Origin of the sequence: Rhodococcus sp. NPDC019647, assembly GCF_044389235.1 — a bacterium.
Lineage (GTDB): Bacteria > Actinomycetota > Actinomycetes > Mycobacteriales > Mycobacteriaceae > Rhodococcus_F > Rhodococcus_F oxybenzonivorans.
Map to the genome: position 1 here is coordinate 1 of NZ_JBIRXS010000037.1, position 16109 is coordinate 16109.

The 16109-nt window shown below is 65.3% G+C and carries 13 protein-coding genes; 3 read left to right on the plus strand and 10 right to left on the minus strand.

Going from position 1 to position 16109, the window contains the following annotated elements; genetic code table 11:
- Positions 1 to 918: 918 nt before the first annotated feature.
- From ACH49N_RS34805 to ACH49N_RS34825, 5 genes are all read right to left on the minus strand, one after another.
- The gene (locus tag ACH49N_RS34805) at positions 919 to 2046 is read right to left on the minus strand and encodes an amidohydrolase family protein (RefSeq protein WP_358277247.1); all 1128 of its coding nucleotides are present in this window, start codon (positions 2044 to 2046) and stop codon (positions 919 to 921) included.
- Between the two features lie 331 nt (positions 2047 to 2377).
- Positions 2378 to 5644, minus strand: a complete 3267-nt coding sequence (locus ACH49N_RS34810) for a protein kinase (RefSeq protein WP_358277249.1) — start codon at positions 5642 to 5644, stop codon at positions 2378 to 2380.
- Between the two features lie 113 nt (positions 5645 to 5757).
- Entirely contained in the window at positions 5758 to 7302 is a 1545-nt protein-coding gene (locus ACH49N_RS34815) for an MFS transporter (RefSeq protein WP_397505019.1), read from the minus strand.
- 82 nt (positions 7303 to 7384) lie between these two features.
- Positions 7385 to 8002, minus strand: a complete 618-nt coding sequence (folE, locus tag ACH49N_RS34820) for a GTP cyclohydrolase I FolE (protein WP_358277251.1) — start codon at positions 8000 to 8002, stop codon at positions 7385 to 7387.
- A gap of 195 nt (positions 8003 to 8197) precedes the next feature.
- The gene (locus tag ACH49N_RS34825; RefSeq protein WP_358277253.1) at positions 8198 to 8713 is read right to left on the minus strand and encodes a DoxX family protein; all 516 of its coding nucleotides are present in this window, start codon (positions 8711 to 8713) and stop codon (positions 8198 to 8200) included.
- Positions 8714 to 8902: 189 nt separating this feature from the next.
- Between ACH49N_RS34825 and ACH49N_RS34830 the strand changes: the two genes are divergently transcribed.
- Entirely contained in the window at positions 8903 to 9667 is a 765-nt protein-coding gene (locus ACH49N_RS34830) for a maleylpyruvate isomerase family mycothiol-dependent enzyme (RefSeq protein ID WP_358277255.1), read from the plus strand.
- Positions 9668 to 9694: 27 nt separating this feature from the next.
- Here ACH49N_RS34830 and ACH49N_RS34835 read toward each other — a convergent pair whose 3' ends face one another.
- Positions 9695 to 10120: a pyridoxamine 5'-phosphate oxidase family protein gene (locus tag ACH49N_RS34835; RefSeq protein WP_250767823.1), complete on the minus strand. Its 426-nt coding sequence runs from the start codon at positions 10118 to 10120 to the stop codon at positions 9695 to 9697.
- A gap of 152 nt (positions 10121 to 10272) precedes the next feature.
- On the opposite strand from ACH49N_RS34835, the gene ACH49N_RS34840 reads away from it, so the two are divergent.
- Together ACH49N_RS34840 and ACH49N_RS34845 are read left to right on the plus strand one after the other, a co-directional pair.
- Complete coding sequence (locus tag ACH49N_RS34840) at positions 10273 to 11325, plus strand: Dyp-type peroxidase (RefSeq protein WP_358277257.1); 1053 nt, start codon at positions 10273 to 10275, stop codon at positions 11323 to 11325.
- Positions 11322 to 12128, plus strand: a complete 807-nt coding sequence (locus ACH49N_RS34845) for a family 1 encapsulin nanocompartment shell protein (protein ID WP_358277259.1) — start codon at positions 11322 to 11324, stop codon at positions 12126 to 12128. The genes ACH49N_RS34840 and ACH49N_RS34845 overlap by 4 nt, the downstream gene beginning before the upstream one ends.
- A 24-nt stretch (positions 12129 to 12152) precedes the next feature.
- Here ACH49N_RS34845 and ACH49N_RS34850 read toward each other — a convergent pair whose 3' ends face one another.
- The 4 genes from ACH49N_RS34850 to ACH49N_RS34865 are packed head-to-tail and all read right to left on the minus strand — an operon-like array spanning position 12153 to position 15960.
- The gene (locus tag ACH49N_RS34850) at positions 12153 to 13487 is read right to left on the minus strand and encodes a hypothetical protein (protein ID WP_358277261.1); all 1335 of its coding nucleotides are present in this window, start codon (positions 13485 to 13487) and stop codon (positions 12153 to 12155) included.
- Positions 13484 to 13897, minus strand: coding sequence for a hypothetical protein (locus ACH49N_RS34855; protein WP_358277263.1), 414 nt, complete (start codon positions 13895 to 13897; stop codon positions 13484 to 13486). The genes ACH49N_RS34850 and ACH49N_RS34855 overlap by 4 nt, the downstream gene beginning before the upstream one ends.
- Complete coding sequence (locus ACH49N_RS34860) at positions 13898 to 14113, minus strand: hypothetical protein (protein WP_358277265.1); 216 nt, start codon at positions 14111 to 14113, stop codon at positions 13898 to 13900.
- The gene (locus tag ACH49N_RS34865; protein WP_397505003.1) at positions 14110 to 15960 is read right to left on the minus strand and encodes a hypothetical protein; all 1851 of its coding nucleotides are present in this window, start codon (positions 15958 to 15960) and stop codon (positions 14110 to 14112) included. Before ACH49N_RS34865 ends, ACH49N_RS34860 begins: the two co-directional genes overlap by 4 nt.
- Positions 15961 to 16109: the final 149 nt, after the last annotated feature.

Sequence of the window (16109 nt, forward strand, 5' to 3'; positions counted from 1 at the left end):
CTTAGGTCTTGTCTTCGCAAACCAAAACCTATGCAAGAGGGGGCGTTGCGTCGTTCAGGCTCGCGGAGATCACCCATCAAGGGGTCAGAAGAGCCTCATGTGTTCGATGTTGTCGAGTACAAGCAGTACCTCTCGGCTCGAGGAACTCGAGATGGCGCAGCTGGCCACCATGCTGTGGCGGGAAGTCGCCCATGGCCGCCGCTCCCGGCATCGAAGCCCGGAGACGGACTACGATCCATCACGCAGGACCGGGCAGTGGGCTGGCTGAGCGTCATCTCCTTACCTGGCTATTCCCCCAGCGATGGCCGGGCCGCCGTCACCGAAGAACGGCTCCGCGCTCTTGGGTCGATACCACGCGCGACCTGACACCGCGGGGTTCACGCTCGCAACGAAGCGCTGCACGCCGCGTGGCAGTGATTCTTCCTCGCGCGGGGTCAGAAGCAGTCGAGCGACGAAAGCTGCTCCCACAGACTTTCGAGTGATGCCCCGCCACCACCGCTCGTCGGCGACGATGCAGCGACGAGCGGTGGTGACGAGGCAAACGTCTCGGGGCCGGCCCGACGTGCTCGACGGGGGTATGGCTGCATCCTGCCCCACGTCCGCGCAAACAATCATATTTCGCGACTTTTGACGACGAGCTGAATCTCGCTCCACCGAACAGGACCGACGAATCCGATCCGGTCGGCCGCACCGATTATCTGCGCAACTCTCAGTTGGCGTGCAACCTCGCGAGCCGAAGCCCTTCGTCGCGAGTCGGTGCGACTGTTTGCCACCGCTCGCACGAGCACGCACACCGAAAACCTCCCTCGGTGAGCGGCACAACCGACTGCACGTCGCAACTGCCGTCGGCGATCGCGTCCTGCATCATCTCGAGTGGAGAGTCGTACATGACGTTCTCGGACATGTCAGCCTCGCCTGTCATGCCGCGGGAACTGCTGGCAGTCCGGGAAACAGCTCGTTGAACGCCCCGACCGTGATCCTCTCCCTGACCACTGGGTCGGCATCGCGGAAGAGTCCGTGAAGCGTTTCTTGCGTGTGGCCGTAGGTGCCTTCCATATGCGGATAGTCACTGCCCCACAACACATTGGTGTAGCCCATATGGGTGGCGGCCATTACTGCGGTTGCGTCATGCTGGAAAGACGCATAAACCTGCGAGTAAAGGATCTCGCGCGCCGAGCGCTTCAGCTTGTGCCGGATGGCGGAGTCATGTTGCCGATAGCCTTCCTCCATCCTGTCTGCGATGAACGGCACCCACGTGGCACCGCCCTCGGCGACCAAAACCTTCAGGTCTGGGTGACGATCAAGTGCTCCACTGGCGACCATCTTCATCGCAGCCCGCTGCCCGCCGAAAGAAGTTTCGGTGAAGTTGAGGATGAACCCGCCCGGACCACGGTACTTGATCTCACCGTTGGTGTTTCCGGTCGAAAGATCAACCGGGTCAGTACCGATATGAAACGCGATCACAATACGCGCCCGCTCTGCGGCAGCCCAGAACGGTTCCCAATCCTCGTGGTGGTAGTCCTTTTGCAGGGGATGCGGGGTGACCGGTAAGAAGACTGCGCGGTAACCCATTTCAGCAACACGCTCGAGTTCAGCTACCGCGTCGCCCACATCCAACGTCGACACCTGCGCAGTTGCAACCAGCCGATCGTAAGGCTTCTCGATTGTTTCCCACGCCCAGTCGTTACTCACTCGCAGAGCTTCACGCAGCACCTCCGGGGTCCTGAACGATGAACTCCACATGCCGAGTGAAGGGAACACGAGTTCTGCCCAAATGCCCTCTTGATCGAGGTCGGCCATCCGCTTGTCCACGTCACGAGCACCTGGAGCGCGCATCGACGATTCGATGAACTCCTGAGCCTTCATCGTCGGGAGCTTGCGCCGGAACGACATACCATCGATGTGCACGGTTTCCCACTGACCATCGGCATCCTTGACGGTTCGAGGAACCAGGTCGGCAAGCCGCGCCGGAAGATTATCCCGCCAAAGATCCTCAGGCTCGAGGAAATGCGAATCGGCGGAGTTTGCCCAGATCTTGGTCGGCATTACGTACCTCCTGAGGTAGTTGTGTCTGCCCTTGTCCTACGAAACACCCGTCCTTCACACAGCGAACGCGGGCGGCGCACGAACGGGGCGCGGGAGACTTAGAGCGGATAGCGTATTACTTTACGCTGTAATTTAATGCATCTGACCGGTCTTGTAAAGGCTTCGCGTTGATTCCCTGCCCTCGACGGGCGATGGACGAGCCGGGAGCCCGAGGCCGCCGAATTCCACCGGGCTGCGGTAGCTACGGCGTCGCGCTGCTAGCGTTGCAACGCGGAATGTCTAGATCGTTGATGGCCGGTGATTTCTCGTCTTGCGCGGGTACTGCCGGGCTCTAATCGCGCGTCCGCTCCACGACCCAGGCTGCCACTTGTGTCCGGGAGGTGAAACCCAGTTTGGCCAGGATGTGCTCTACATGCCCTTGCGCGGTGCGGGGGGAGATCACCAGGCGGTCGGCGATGGCCTGGTTGGTCAGGCCTTCGGCGATCAGATCGGCGACTTGGCGTTCCCGCTTGGTCAGCCGCGTCGACGCCTCGGAGGTGGGGGCCGGGTTACCGGGCGGTTGCTCGCGGAGGGCGTAGGCGATTGCCGCGTCGAAGCCGAACTGTTCACCCTTGTGGTGTGCCGCTGAGAATGCTTTGTCACCCAGTTTCTGCCGGGCATTCCGTCTAGATTCCTGCTGGTGGAGAAGTAGGTTGGAATGTATGACCACATCACTTCCCATCGACTGCGCCAACCCGTCTGCGGCTCCCATCAGAACTGCGGCCCGAGTTGCGTCACGTTGTTCGCAGGTGATCCAAGCGAGCGCCTCGAGGGAAGACACGGCGACGCGTGGACTGTGGATGCGCCGGGTCAGCTCCAATGATTGCCTCAGCAGCCGCACTGCGCGATCGGTGTCGCCCTGGCGCCACACGGCGATGCCCAGGGCCCACAGTGAGAGGGATCGAAACAACAACTCACCGTGGGCTTCCGTGATCGCGAGAGCTCGTTCGTGGGTCTCGATCGCCTGCTCCGTCAAACCGCGCATTCCACGGGCAAGCCCTAACGAGTACAGCAGGCTGACTTCGAGGGTGCGCTCTGGGTGTTCACTGAATGTGGGCAGGGCAGTTTCGAGCAGAGTGCACGCGCGGTCGGGATCGCCACTGATGAGTGCCAGCGTTCCTTCGGCGAAGAGACTCAACGCCCGTATCATCGGGTCACCCGTGTGCGCGGCGAGCGCGTGTCCCTCCTCGACAAATTTCGCTCCAGTCTGAAGGTCGCGCTGCATGATCGCCGTCACGCTGGCGCAGTAGAGTCCTTTTGCCCACTCGAGCGTCGGTGGGCCGCTCTGGCGGACGAGCAGATCCCCCAGCCAGCGCCGCCCCTCGCTGTAGAAGCCCTCAGTTCCCCAGAACAGAAACAGGGCGGCAGCGGTACGCAGACCGGCGGCGGGATTGTCGTCGAGGCTGAATTCGAGGGCCTCTCGCAGATTCGGTTGTTCCCGCTGCAGGCGGGCGATCCAGTCGAGTTGGCGGGCGCTGATCCAGTCGGCTTCCGATTCCAGCGCCAATGCCTCGTACCAGTCCCGGTGCCGGCGACGCAATGCGTTGCTCTCGCCGCTCTGCACGAGTTTGTCGTAGCCGTATGCGCGGAGGGTCTCGAGCATCCGGAACCGCACCACCGACCCGGTTTCTTCCCGGATGAGGATGGACTTGTCCACCAGGGAGGTCAGGGTATCGAGGAGCTCGTCCCGGTCGAGGCCCTCGCCGCACACATGCTCGGCGGCGTCGAGTTCGAAGCTACCCGCGAACACCGCTACCCGCCGCCAGACCAGTTGTTCGCCGGGGCTGCACAACTCGAAGCTCCAGTCGATACACCATCGTAGGGTTTGCTGCCGCGTCGGCGCGCCTCGGCTGCCGCGGGTGAGCAGGGCGTAGCGGTCGGTCAGCCGCTGCAGGATCTGTTCGGGCGACATCGCCCGCAACCGGGCCGCGGCCAGTTCGATCGGCAGCGGAAGCCCGTCGAGGCGGTGACAGATTCCGGCCACCGGCGCCGCATTGTCCTCGGTGAGCGTGAATCCGGGGACGGCGGCGGCAGCGCGCTCGGTAAACAGCGTCACCGCATCGTATCTGGGCAACCCTCGCAGCGAGGGTTGCCGCTCGGGATCAGGGACCGACAGTGGGGGCACCCGGAACACCGCCTCCCCGCCGATACCGAGGGGTTCGCGGCTGGTGGCGAGAATCCGCACACCAGGGCAGGTCTGCAGCAGCAGACTGGACAGCTCCGCCACGGCGTCCACCAGGTGTTCGCAGTTGTCGAGGACCAGCAGAGGTTCTCGCGGGGTGAGGAACTCGATCAGCACCTCCCGCAGCGGCCTCGTCGAGTGGTCCCGCAATCCCACTGCTCCGGCGACGGCGTCGATCAGCGCCGACTCGTCGCGCAGTTCCCCCAACTCGACCAGGCGTACACCGTCGGCGTAGTCGCGTTGCACCGCTGCCGCGACCCGAAGTGCGAGCCGCGTCTTGCCTACACCCCCGATCCCAGTCAAGGTGACGAGCCGGGACCCGGTGAGCAGGTTCTTCGTCTCGGTCAGCTCGTGTCGGCGGCCGATGAAACTGCTCAGTTCCAGGGGCAGATGTCCCGTCGCCCCCCTCACGGAGGAAGGTGGCGACACGTGTCCGCTGCGCGTGGACACATGCCGTCCGTTTCCCTGGGCATCGGACTCGCCGCGCAAAGCCATCTCGTCAACCGGCAGACCGTGTTGCCGTTGGAGGGTGCGCAGTTCCTCCCCGAACTCGGCGGCGCTGGCGGGACGCTGACCAGGAGTCCGGAACATCGCCCAGGCAATCGTGTCGGACACATCGTCGGGGATCCCGTGCTCTCGCAGATCGGGCGCCTCCTGAGTGGTAATCCGCAGGAACTGGGCTATCACCTGCTCCCCGCTGTGACGTTCGTACGCGGCATGACCGGTCAGCGCACTGAACAGGGTCGCGCCCAGGCCGTAGACGTCGCCGGCCCGGCTCGGCGGATCACCACTGAGGACCTCCGGCGCCGTATACGCCGGCGACCCGGTGACCGCACCGGTGGCGGTCTCGAATCCACCGGCGATATGCGCAATACCGAAATCCGCCAACTCGGGTTCGCCATAGTCGGTGAGCAGGATGTTCGCTGGTTTGACGTCGCGATGGAGGATGCCGAGTCGGTGCGCCGTCTCGATCGCACCCGCCATCTTCACCCCGAGCCGCAGTGCCTCACTCACAGTTAGCGGACCATGGCGACGGATTTGCACCTCGAGGGAATCCTGCGGGTGATACGGCATCACGATGTAGGGACGACCGCCGTCGGTGGCGCCGACCTGCAAAACGCCCACGATGTTCGGGTGACCGGTCAGCCGGCCCATCGCCTGTTGCTCCCGGAAGAACCTCGCCCGGTTCTCCTCGTCGAGTTCGACGGTGAGAACCTTCACCGCGACCGTGCGGTCCAGGTCCGCCTGGATGCACCGGTAGACGACGCCGAAACCACCGCGACCGATCTCCTGCGCATCATCGAAGCCGATGCGCGCCAGCTCCGCGGCGGGCGACGGCGGATACCGTTGAGTGTCGAGCGGATCACCTTCACCCATCGGACGGACTACTCACCCCGTCGCTCGAGTCATAAGGCACTGGACCCGACGGTACGTCCAGCGCCCATTCACCCGTGGACTCACCTTTCGATGGCGCCCTCTCGAGGATATCCCTAACGGAGATCGGTGTGGGCCTCCGCGGTTGTCTCCTTTTCGGCCGATTCCCACATCTCGGCGGCGGGTGGTCCTTCGACGAGGAGGTCACCGTCGCGGGGGATGAACATGCCGATGCCGACAGCGAGCAATCCGGCAGCCGCGGCGATCCCGAAGACGGCCGCGTACGCCGCGGCCGTGGGATATTCGACTCCCGCAATGTGCATCACCGATGCGGTCGTCAGAGCTGCGACGACCGCGCTGCACGTCGACGTACCGAGGGACCGAGCCAAGGTATTGAGGCTATTCGCCGCGGCAGTTTCCGTGGTGGGGACCGCGCGCATGATCATCGCAGGAATCGCGCCGTAGGCGAACGCAGCACCGACCGAGGTCACCGTTGCCGCCACAATCACGACGACGAGATGAGGTGGGGTGACTGCGCGGACGAGATTGGTGGCCATGAGGATCGTGGTGCCGATCAGGAAGGTCCTTCGGGGACCACAACTGTGGGACAGGTAGGCGGTCACCGGGGAGAACGCGACCATCATCAGACCGGCGGGAAGCAGCGCGAGACCGCTGAGGGTCAACGACATCCCGTAGCCGTAACCGGTCTCGAGGGGGGCCTGGAAGATCTGGGCACTCACCATGAAGGACGTGAACATGGCAAACCCGACGAGGATCGAGGCGATGTTGGTCAGAAGTATCGGACGGCGTGCGGACACGCGCAGGTCAACCAACGGCTGCCGAACTCCGGCCGCACGCCTTGCCGAGGTGAGCCGTAGTTCGTAACTACCCCACACCAGGAACAACGCTGCCGCCCCGGCGAACAGTCCGAGTACCGGTCTGCTCCCCCAGCCCCATCCGTTGCCCTGGATGATGGCGAGCAGCAGGCACACCAATGCCGCGGTCAACCCGAGGGCGCCGAGCAGGTCGAACTTGCCGCCGGAACGGACCGGTGATTCGGGCACCACCGTCCAGATCGCGCCCATTCCGAGCACTCCGATCACCGCGGCACCGCCGAAAAGCCAATGCCAGCTCAGATGTTCGGCGACGACACCGGTCAAGGGCAGCCCGATGGCCCCGCCTGCGCCGAGCGTGGAACTCATCAACGCGATCCCACCGGCCACCCGCCTCGGTGGGAGTTCATCACGCATGATGCTGATGCCGAGTGGTACGGCTCCGACCGCCGCACCCTGCAGGGCACGGGCGATCAACACTGCGGCGAAGGTGTTGAAAAGCGCGCCGAGGGCACTACCCGTCGCCATCACCGCCAGCGCGATCAGCAACAGCCGCCGCTTGCCGTACATGTCGCCGAGCCGACCGAGAACCGGTGCACAGACGGCGCCGGCGATGAGGTTGACCGTCACCAGCCACACGGCCCCGCCGGGTGTGGTGTGCAGCAGCCGCGGGAACTCCGGCAGCAGTGGCATCACGATGGTTTGCATCAGCGAGACCGCGATGCCGCACGATGCCAGGGCGAGGACGACCAGCCTGCCTGACCCAGCACGGGCCGCCCGAGCCCTTCTCCGAGATGGACGTGCGAGGAGAGAGGGCCGCCGCTGCACTTCTCGAGAGGCCGGCGGATGCCATCGACTCGACCGCTCCCCCGCTGCGCCGGCGCGCGAAACTGTACTCATACCACCGCGGTCACTTGCGTAGGATCAGGCTCAGCGCCTCGGACCGCGAGGCGGCACTGGACTGCAGAAGCCCCCGGACCGCCGAGGTCGTCGTCACCGCTCCCGGCTTGCGGATTCCGCGCATCGCCATACACAAGTGCTCGGCCTCGACCACCACGATCGCACCCTGAGGGCTGAGTTTGCGCATCACGGCGTCGGCGATCTGGCTGGTGAGACGCTCCTGCACCTGCGGTCGCTTCGCGTAGAGGTCGACGACCCGGGCGATCTTGGAGAGGCCGGTGATCCGGCCGGAGCTACCCGGGATGTATCCGACGTGCGCCAGGCCGTGGAACGAGACCAGATGATGCTCACACATGGAGTAGATCGGAATATCCCGAACGAGAACCAACTCGCGGTGGCTTTCGTCGAAGGTGGTGCTCAGAACATCGTCCGGATCGGTGTAAAGACCGGCGAACATTTCCCGATAGGAGCGGGCAACACGGGCGGGAGTGTCGATCAACCCGGGGCGGTCGGGATCTTCACCTACGGCCAGGAGCAGTTCTCGTACCGCCCTTTCGGCACGCGGTTGGTCGAACACTCGATCCTTCACGAGCGTTCCGGATTCAGGGGGGTGGCGATCAACCGACATACCGACTCCTTCGAGACGTCAACGACAGGGCGTCACCGGAAAGGCATTTGGACTTGCCCGCCCGAACGGCGTACGCGACCCGGATCCGCCATGCATCGGCGTCCGGGAGGTGAGATGGTGAGGTCGCGCGACACCGGAGCACCCTAGTGTCATCGCCGGACGAGCCGTGCCCCGCGGAACAGCTGAAACTGGAATTCAGCGCTCCTCCGCTGGCACGGGAGGGCGGAAGAACACGGCGACCTGTCCGACACCTGCACCCAGGCCGATGACCAGGGCGATGACCAGACCCCACCACTGATCGACCCCGGAGCCGAGGCCGATCAGATGATCCACCGAAAGCCTGCCGGAACCGGTGACAGCGACACTGAGCGCCACGCAGGCCAACACGAAATTGTATTCCCACCCGTTACCGACGATGAAGAAGCCGCTGCCGCGATGCACCGTCCAGGCAGCAACCACCATCAGCGCGATCATCGCCGCGGCCGCCAGCGGGGTGAGCAACCCGAGGGCGAACAGTACGCCGGCGCCGATTTCGGTGAATGCCGCCAACGGTGCGTGCAACCGCCCCGGCCGCATCCCGATGGAATCGAACCAGCGGGCAGTTCCTGCCAGGCGACCCCCACGGAAGATCTTCGCGTAGCCGTGGGCGGCGAGCGTTACCCCGACGGTGACTCTCAATATCAACAGTCCTACGTCGATGGCAGTCGTCATGTGTTTCGCCCTCCTGGGACCGGGTGCCGACAAGGGACACCATTTACTTTACAGCGTAAATCTTACGCTACATGTTCGGCCGTACGTTTTTCAGGCGTCGGAGCGGAACTACATCTCCCAACAACCGGCGGTGTTCTAACGCGGCCGTGCTTTGCGTTGCCAAGCGGCTCGGGGCATTACCGTGAGCGGATGACGAACCCCGGCACGCCCCTCCTCCTCGATGTCCTGCGCACCGAAGGGCAGCGCATCGCCTCGATGCCGGCCGACGCCCTTGCCGCGCCGGTACCGTCGTGCCCGGGCTGGACGCTCGAACACGTGGTCCGGCACACCGGCAAAGTCCACCTATGGGTGACCGCCGTGATGCAGGCAGGCCCCGGAGCCGCCCTCGACCAGGCTCGACCGGCGCGGCAGATGCCACGGGGACCGGAGTGTCTCGACGCCTACCGCTCGGCTCACGAGGCGATGATGGCCGAGTTCGAGCAGCGAGATCTCGATGAGCCCGCACCCACCTTCGTCGGACCGGCAACCGCGCGGTGGTGGGTTCGCCGACAGGCCCACGAGGCGACGGTCCATCGTTTCGACGCCGCCGATGCCGTCCACACGGCCGGTGGGCCCCTGCCCGAACCCGCAGACCCCACCGCAGCGGCCGACGGCGTCGACGAGTGGATTCAGGCCATGGCCTCACGATTCCTCGGCGCGGGACAGGTGCCCGAAAGCCTGCTCGGCCGCACCGTACACATGCACGGCACCGACACCGGTGACGCCGAGTGGCTGCTGGCCTTCACCGACGACGGCATGTCCGTCACGACCGAACACACGAAAGCCGACGTCGCGTTGCGCGGCTCCGCGCAACAACTCCTCCTCGCCGTGTGGCGGCGGCGGCCGCTCGACAGCCTCCAACTCTTCGGCGACGCAGCCGTTGCCGAAGCTCTTCTCGACACCGTGCAGGTCTGAGGCGTTTCACCCGGGCACCGGAGCGAGTCAGCTCGATCCCATGTCTGCCGATCGCCAGTGCTCGGGCCGGAGGTAGATCGCAACCTGCTCGCCAAGTTGAGCCTTGGCGAAGTGGAGGTAGGCGTCGACCTTCTCCGGCGCGAGATAACGCTGAGCCATCTCCCGCATCATGTCGTCCGTTCCCGGGGCGGTTCGCGTCACCGCGCCCTCGACGGAGACGTATCGAACCGTGGGTTCCACTCGTTCGACCATCATCGTGAATCGCCCGGCCGCCTCGATGAGGCGCGCCTTCTCCGACCCAGGGCCGGTGAGCACCCATATTTCGCCACCGGGGTGGTACTGGTACCAGATCGGGACTGTCAGGGGTCCGCGGTGCTCGCCCGCGGACACCGACAGCGCCGCGATGTGCGGCTCGGCCAGGAACTGTTCGCGCTCGTGTGCAGAGAGTGGCATATCCCGACGGTAGAGGAACCCACCGACATCGTGTTCCGGTAAGCACTGTGGTTCCGCGTGGCTGCGGTCCCGAGTCGACGGATTCAGCCGAGGGTGTTGAATGGGACCCGTCGGTCGGTGCAGCGTCGTTGTCGAGATGATCGGAGGCCGTGATGCCGGGTCCAGTGCCGAGATTGGCTGCGCAGGCCGTTCTCACACCACCGAGTGCGGCATCGCTCTTCCTCGTCGTGGTGGCGGGCGAGTCGCGAGAGGACGCGCTGACGGTGCGCGACGTCGTCGCCGACCTCGAAAGTCTTCTCAAGGCCGTGGGTTTCCGGGAACTGTCGGGATCGTTGTCGTGTGTGGTGGGCATCGGGTCCGAGTTCTGGGATCGGGTGAGCCCCGCGGCCAAACCGGCTCTGCTGCACCGCTTCCTCCCCCTGTCCGGACCCGTCCACAGCGCCCCGTCCACTCCTGGTGACGTTCTGTTCCACATCAAGGCTGCCCGCGCCGACCTCTGTTTCGAGCTGGGCCGCTTGCTCGTCGCCGCGCTCGGGTCCGCTGCCACCGTTGTCGACGAGGTGTCCGGCTTCCGGTATTTCGACGCCCGCGATCTCCTCGGATTCGTCGACGGCACCGAAAACCCGACCGACGCCGACGCCGACGAGGCCGCCCTCATCGGAGACGAGGATCCGGATTTCCGTGGTGGCAGCTACGTGATCGTGCAGAAGTATCTGCACGACATGAGCGCCTGGACGTCGCTCAGCGTCGCCGAGCAGGAACGCGTCATCGGGCGTACCAAGCTCGAGAATGTCGAGTTGGACGAGGACGCACAGCCCGGCAACTCCCATGTCGCCCTCAACACGATCGTCGACGATGACGGTGTCGAACACCAGATTCTCCGCGACAACATGCCGTTCGGCAGCCTGGCGGCCGGTGAGTTCGGCACCTACTTCATCGGTTACGCCAGGGATCCGGGCGTCACCGAACTGATGCTGCGCCGCATGTTCCTCGGCGAACCGCCCGGCGACTACGACCGCATCCTCGATTTTTCCACGGCCGTCACCGGCACGCTGTTCTTCGTTCCGAGCCGCGACGTCCTCGAGTCGCTCGGCGACGAGCCGGAGAGCGCCGAGGCGCCATCGAATGGCACCGGCGAAGCCGAACAGCCGGACCCGTACGACCTGTCCTTGAACATCGGTGGTCTCAAAGGAGTATCGCAATGAGTGATTCGAGCAATCTGCACCGCAACCTCGCCCCGGTGACGGAGGCAGCGTGGCAGCAGATCAGCGAGGAGGCGGCCCGTACGTTCAAGCGCCATGTCGCCGGGCGACGGGTCGTCGACGTCGCGGGACCGTTCGGTTACTCCTACTCTGCCCACAACAGCGGGCGGGTCACCCCGATCAGTACCTCAGACAGCCGAATTCGGGCACAGCTGCGCCAGGTTCATCCCCTCGTCGAACTGCGTTTCCCGTTCACGCTCAGTCGCGCTGAGGTCGACGACGTGGCCAGGGGCTCTCTCGACTCCGACTGGCAGCCCGTCAAGGACGCCGCGAAGGCCCTCGCGTTCGCCGAGGACCAGTCGATCTTCGACGGGTTCGAGCAGGCCGGGATTCGCGGCATCGGCGCGTCCAGCGACAATCCCGTCCTGAGCTTGCCCGAAGATCCGCTTCTCGTTCCCGACGCCGTGGCCTCGGCATTGTCGGCGTTGCGTCTCGCCGGTGTCGAAGGACCGTACTCGGTGGTGCTCGACGCCGACACATACACGGCAGTCAGCGAGACCCGCGACGCCGGGCACCCGGTGTTCCACCACCTCGACGCCCTGGTCACCGGCGACATCATCTGGGCCCCGGCGATCCGCGGCGGGTACGTGCTCTCCACCCGTGGCGGTGACAACCAACTGACCCTCGGCGCCGACCTGTCCATCGGCTACGACAGCCACACCGCGACCGACGTGACGCTGTACCTGGAAGAGACGTTCACGTTCTCCTCGCTCACCGCCGAGGCCGCGGTCGTTCTCCAACGCTGACACCCTCCACGCCGAGCGTGCGCTTCAGCCGCCGAACAGCAGGTACAGCCCACCGAAGGTGTAGGTGACCATGGTGAGCAGCAGTGCCAGCTGTCCGGTGAGCTGATGCCCCCGCGGCAGGATCCTCACCGATGCGTCGTGTGCCGCAACAACGCCCAGGACGTGCCCCATCAGCACACAGAGCACCTTGATCGACGCGGTCGCGGACGGGTGCTCGGACAGTATGTACGCCACCTCGGCGTTGCCCAGTCCGAGCAGATTCCATCCGCGTCCCAGCGGGTCGGCCAGCAGGATGACCGTCGCCTGACCCTTCTCCACCAGGTATGTCAGGTAATGGGCGAACACATAGCCGATGATGATCGGGATCAGCGAGTGCGAGAGCAATCCGGGGAGGGCGGCGCGCCGCTCGGGACGTAGGCCGCCCGTCGCCCTGGTGGCCGCCCAGAACGACACTCCGACGAAGCCGATGAAGACGAGCAGTCCGGCGGTGCGTGCCAGCGTCTCCGCTACTGGTCCCCCGGCTGCGTCGAGGGTGCGCTGCCACCATGGAAAGGCGGAGAAGCTGTCGAACGCCGTCGACCCCAGCAGGGTCGCCATCAATGCCACCGACCCGGCGCGCACGGGCATCGACCCCAGATGGTCGAGCGGATTACGTAAGGCGATCCGGCCGTCACCGCGGTTGCGGCTCAGCGGCGACAACCGGGATGCGAGGGTGCTGTAGACCTCGAAGGGATCACCTCGCTCGCACCAGCGCTCCCCTGTGACAACAGCGCCGGTCAACGTCACGACGAGGTAGGCAATACACCAGGTACGCACGGCGGCAACGGAACCCGGGTCCGAATAGGCGAGTTCGAGCCACACGAAAGCGAACAGACCCACCACCGCCGGCCGATATCCCCAGGAGTCGCCGTACCGCCGGTTCCGTTCGCTGGGTGAGCGTCCGAGCGCGGCGCACACCATTCGATGCACTGTCCGCACCGGGGACAGGACCCGCCAGATCGGGCCGAACGCCAGCGACACCGCGACCAGGCCCACCCACAGGAGCACGTAGAACACACCGGGCAACGCATTATCCGCGGACGTCGACGGGCCGAAGAACGCGGCCAGAGCCACCCACGCGGTGAGGACGAGCGCTACACCCGCAAGAACGTTCCGGGTGATGGGCGAGTCCGCGAACCGCGTGACCCAGTCGGGGAGGGCGCGGCCGGGGCGGTCGGGATCGAGTTTGGGGGTCTTCCACGCGAGGGCCAGAACGACGAACGACACGGTCAGCGCCCAGCTCGCGCCGATCAGGGCAAAGGTGAAGGGAATCGGAAGATCGGTGGACCCACCGAGCCCGTGTGCGAGCACAGCGGTCATGGACGCACGAGCAGGGTGGCCACCGTCTTGCCGCTCTCGTGCAGCTCCAAGGCGACCTGGCCCGGAACCTCTACCGAGAACTGGGTCTGCTGGCCCGTCCCCGGGTGGATTTCGAACGAGTGCTCCGGCACCGCATGTACGTGCAGTTCGTCGTCGGCGTCGCTGTCGACGCGCACGGTCACGGTCTGTCCTACCGCGACGTCGATGCGCTCGTTGGTGGGAGTCATCGTGCCTTGGCTGATCCGGACGTCGATCACGACACTGTCCTCGGCCGCGTCCGGTGTGGTCTCTGCTGAGGTCTCACTGGCCGGCGTGCCGGCGCCTGGGGCTTCGGTTTCGGTACCGCACCCGGAAGCTCCGACGAGAACACCCGCGGACACCGCCACCACGGCGGTCAACCGCCTGATCACCTAGACGTCCTCCTCTTTCCGCTCCGTCGATTCGTCGCCGGTGTTCTCGACATTTTCCGTGTTCTCGGCATTCTCGGCTGCCTCGGCTTTGCGGTCCCGGACCGCCAGATAGACGATCAGACCGACGACGAGGAATGCCGGAACGAAGGCGGGAATCGCCAACAACACCGAGTGGTCCGCGAGATACACGACATTCGGGTCGCTCGCCGGACTCATGTCACGTTCACGTCCTCGCGGGTGTCGGCGGTCGCCTGTCCCCGGGTGTACTTGCCGATCCGTCCGGCGCCCCAGGCCAGGGCTGTGACGAGTGCAAGCGTGCAGGCCAACACGACCAGGGAGGCGGCGGCGAACAACCAGCTGGGATGATCGAAGTTGCGCTCCCGCTGCAAGATGGTGATTTCCGGGACGAACTCACGGGTGAACGACGACTCCGCGGGCAGTTCCTCGGCACCGATCCCCGGGTCGCTCGGCAGGAAGATCGGCACCGCCGTCATGGTGCGCCCGTCCTGCACGCGCAGCAAAGTCTTCCACGTTCCGTGCACCGGCACGGGCTCGTTGGTCCGGTAGGTTCCCGGCCCGGTGCGCTCGAGGTTGTCCACGGTGAAACCGTTGTCGAGGTCGGGCCCGCCCTGCCAGGACAGGATGGACACCCAGGCCGGATCGTCGCTCGCCAGATCGGGCGGATCGATGGTGACCTCGGCATTGACCATTCGGCCGCCGTTGGGTGCCGCGTCGGTGAGGACCACTGTGCCTGTGGCGTTCTCCGGGACGGTGGCGATCAGGCCGTTGGCGGTCGCACCGCCGATCACCAGAACGGTGGCGACCACGATGGTCCGGCTGAGCGCGGGACGCGGCAAACCCTCGGACCGCAACACCCGGCCGAGCAGCGCACCACAGGCTCCCGCCGCGATACCGACGGGCACGGCCATCGCCAGTGCCTCCGGCCACATACTGGTGGGCCAGGGGTAGAGGTACATGGCGTCGATCCACAACGATTCGAGCCAGAGTCCCACCGTAGCGACGAGGAATCCGCCCACGGCACCGAACGCCACCCGATTCTTGATCAGCGGGGTGAGGGCGAGCAATTCGATGACCACGGCTGCACCGAGGCACAGTTCGAACACGTTGGTCGGGGCCCCGAGTACCGGGCCCACCATCAACGCGGTGGCGGCGCGCACCACTCCGGCGACGGCGACTGCGACGAGTGCCGCGAAAGGACCGAGGACGATGCGCGCAGCGACCAGGGCGAATGCGGCAGCACCGGCGATCATCATCGGCTGCAGGACCAACCGGAACTGTTCGACACCGAAGTCGTACTCGATCTGGAAGACGGACAAGCCGATGATCAGACCACCGAAGGTGCCGCACCGGAGGAACCAGATGAGCCGGCTGTCGGCGACCGTCTCCCCCGTCTTGGCGGCGCGACCCTCGAAGTCGAGGAGGAGAACGCCGATCAGGGACAGTCCCGCTCCGCCGATCAGCATGAGGTGGGTGGGGCCCCACAGCGTGACGTCCTGGCCGAAGATGCGGTGCCAGACGTCGTCGAGCGGAAAACCGATGAGGGCGTACAAGCCTGCCCCGGCGACCAGTACCCCGCCGACCGGGACGTACCAGGTGCGGGTGATCTTCAGCGCGGCCGGACCTGGCTTCTCGTCGCGGGGCAGGATCATCGCCAGCATGCCGGTGATGAACAGCAGGAAGAGACCCACGAGGATGAAGTAGTGCGCCGGGTTCGCCAGCGGGCCGTCGTCACGCCCGCGTCCGATATGCAGACTCACGTCCCAGATGAAGCCGAAGAACGCCGTGAGAATGGTGCCCACGAAGGTGAACAGCGGGAGCGCCACCCACGCGGGGCGGTCCAGCTTGCGACCCGCGGCATCGGCAATCGACTGTAGCCACGTGATCTTCCGCGCACGGTGCAGGTACGCGATCCACAGCAGGCCGATCGTGATGACCGCCGTCGCCACCGTGATCGCGATCATCTGGTCGAACGCTGCGCCGCCACCCTCTCCGCCAGACTGCGCGAAGATGAGTGAACTCGAAGTAACAGTAACTTGGCTCACGTGGTGATTATGTGCGTCCCGCGCCGAAAATGCCAGCCCCTCGCCGGGGAGGTCACCGTTCCGTAGACGAATCTATGCCTTTCTGCGATCAGACGTAGATCTGCGTAGATGCCGCTATCGCAGTCTCTACCAGGACTAAACGCCAACGT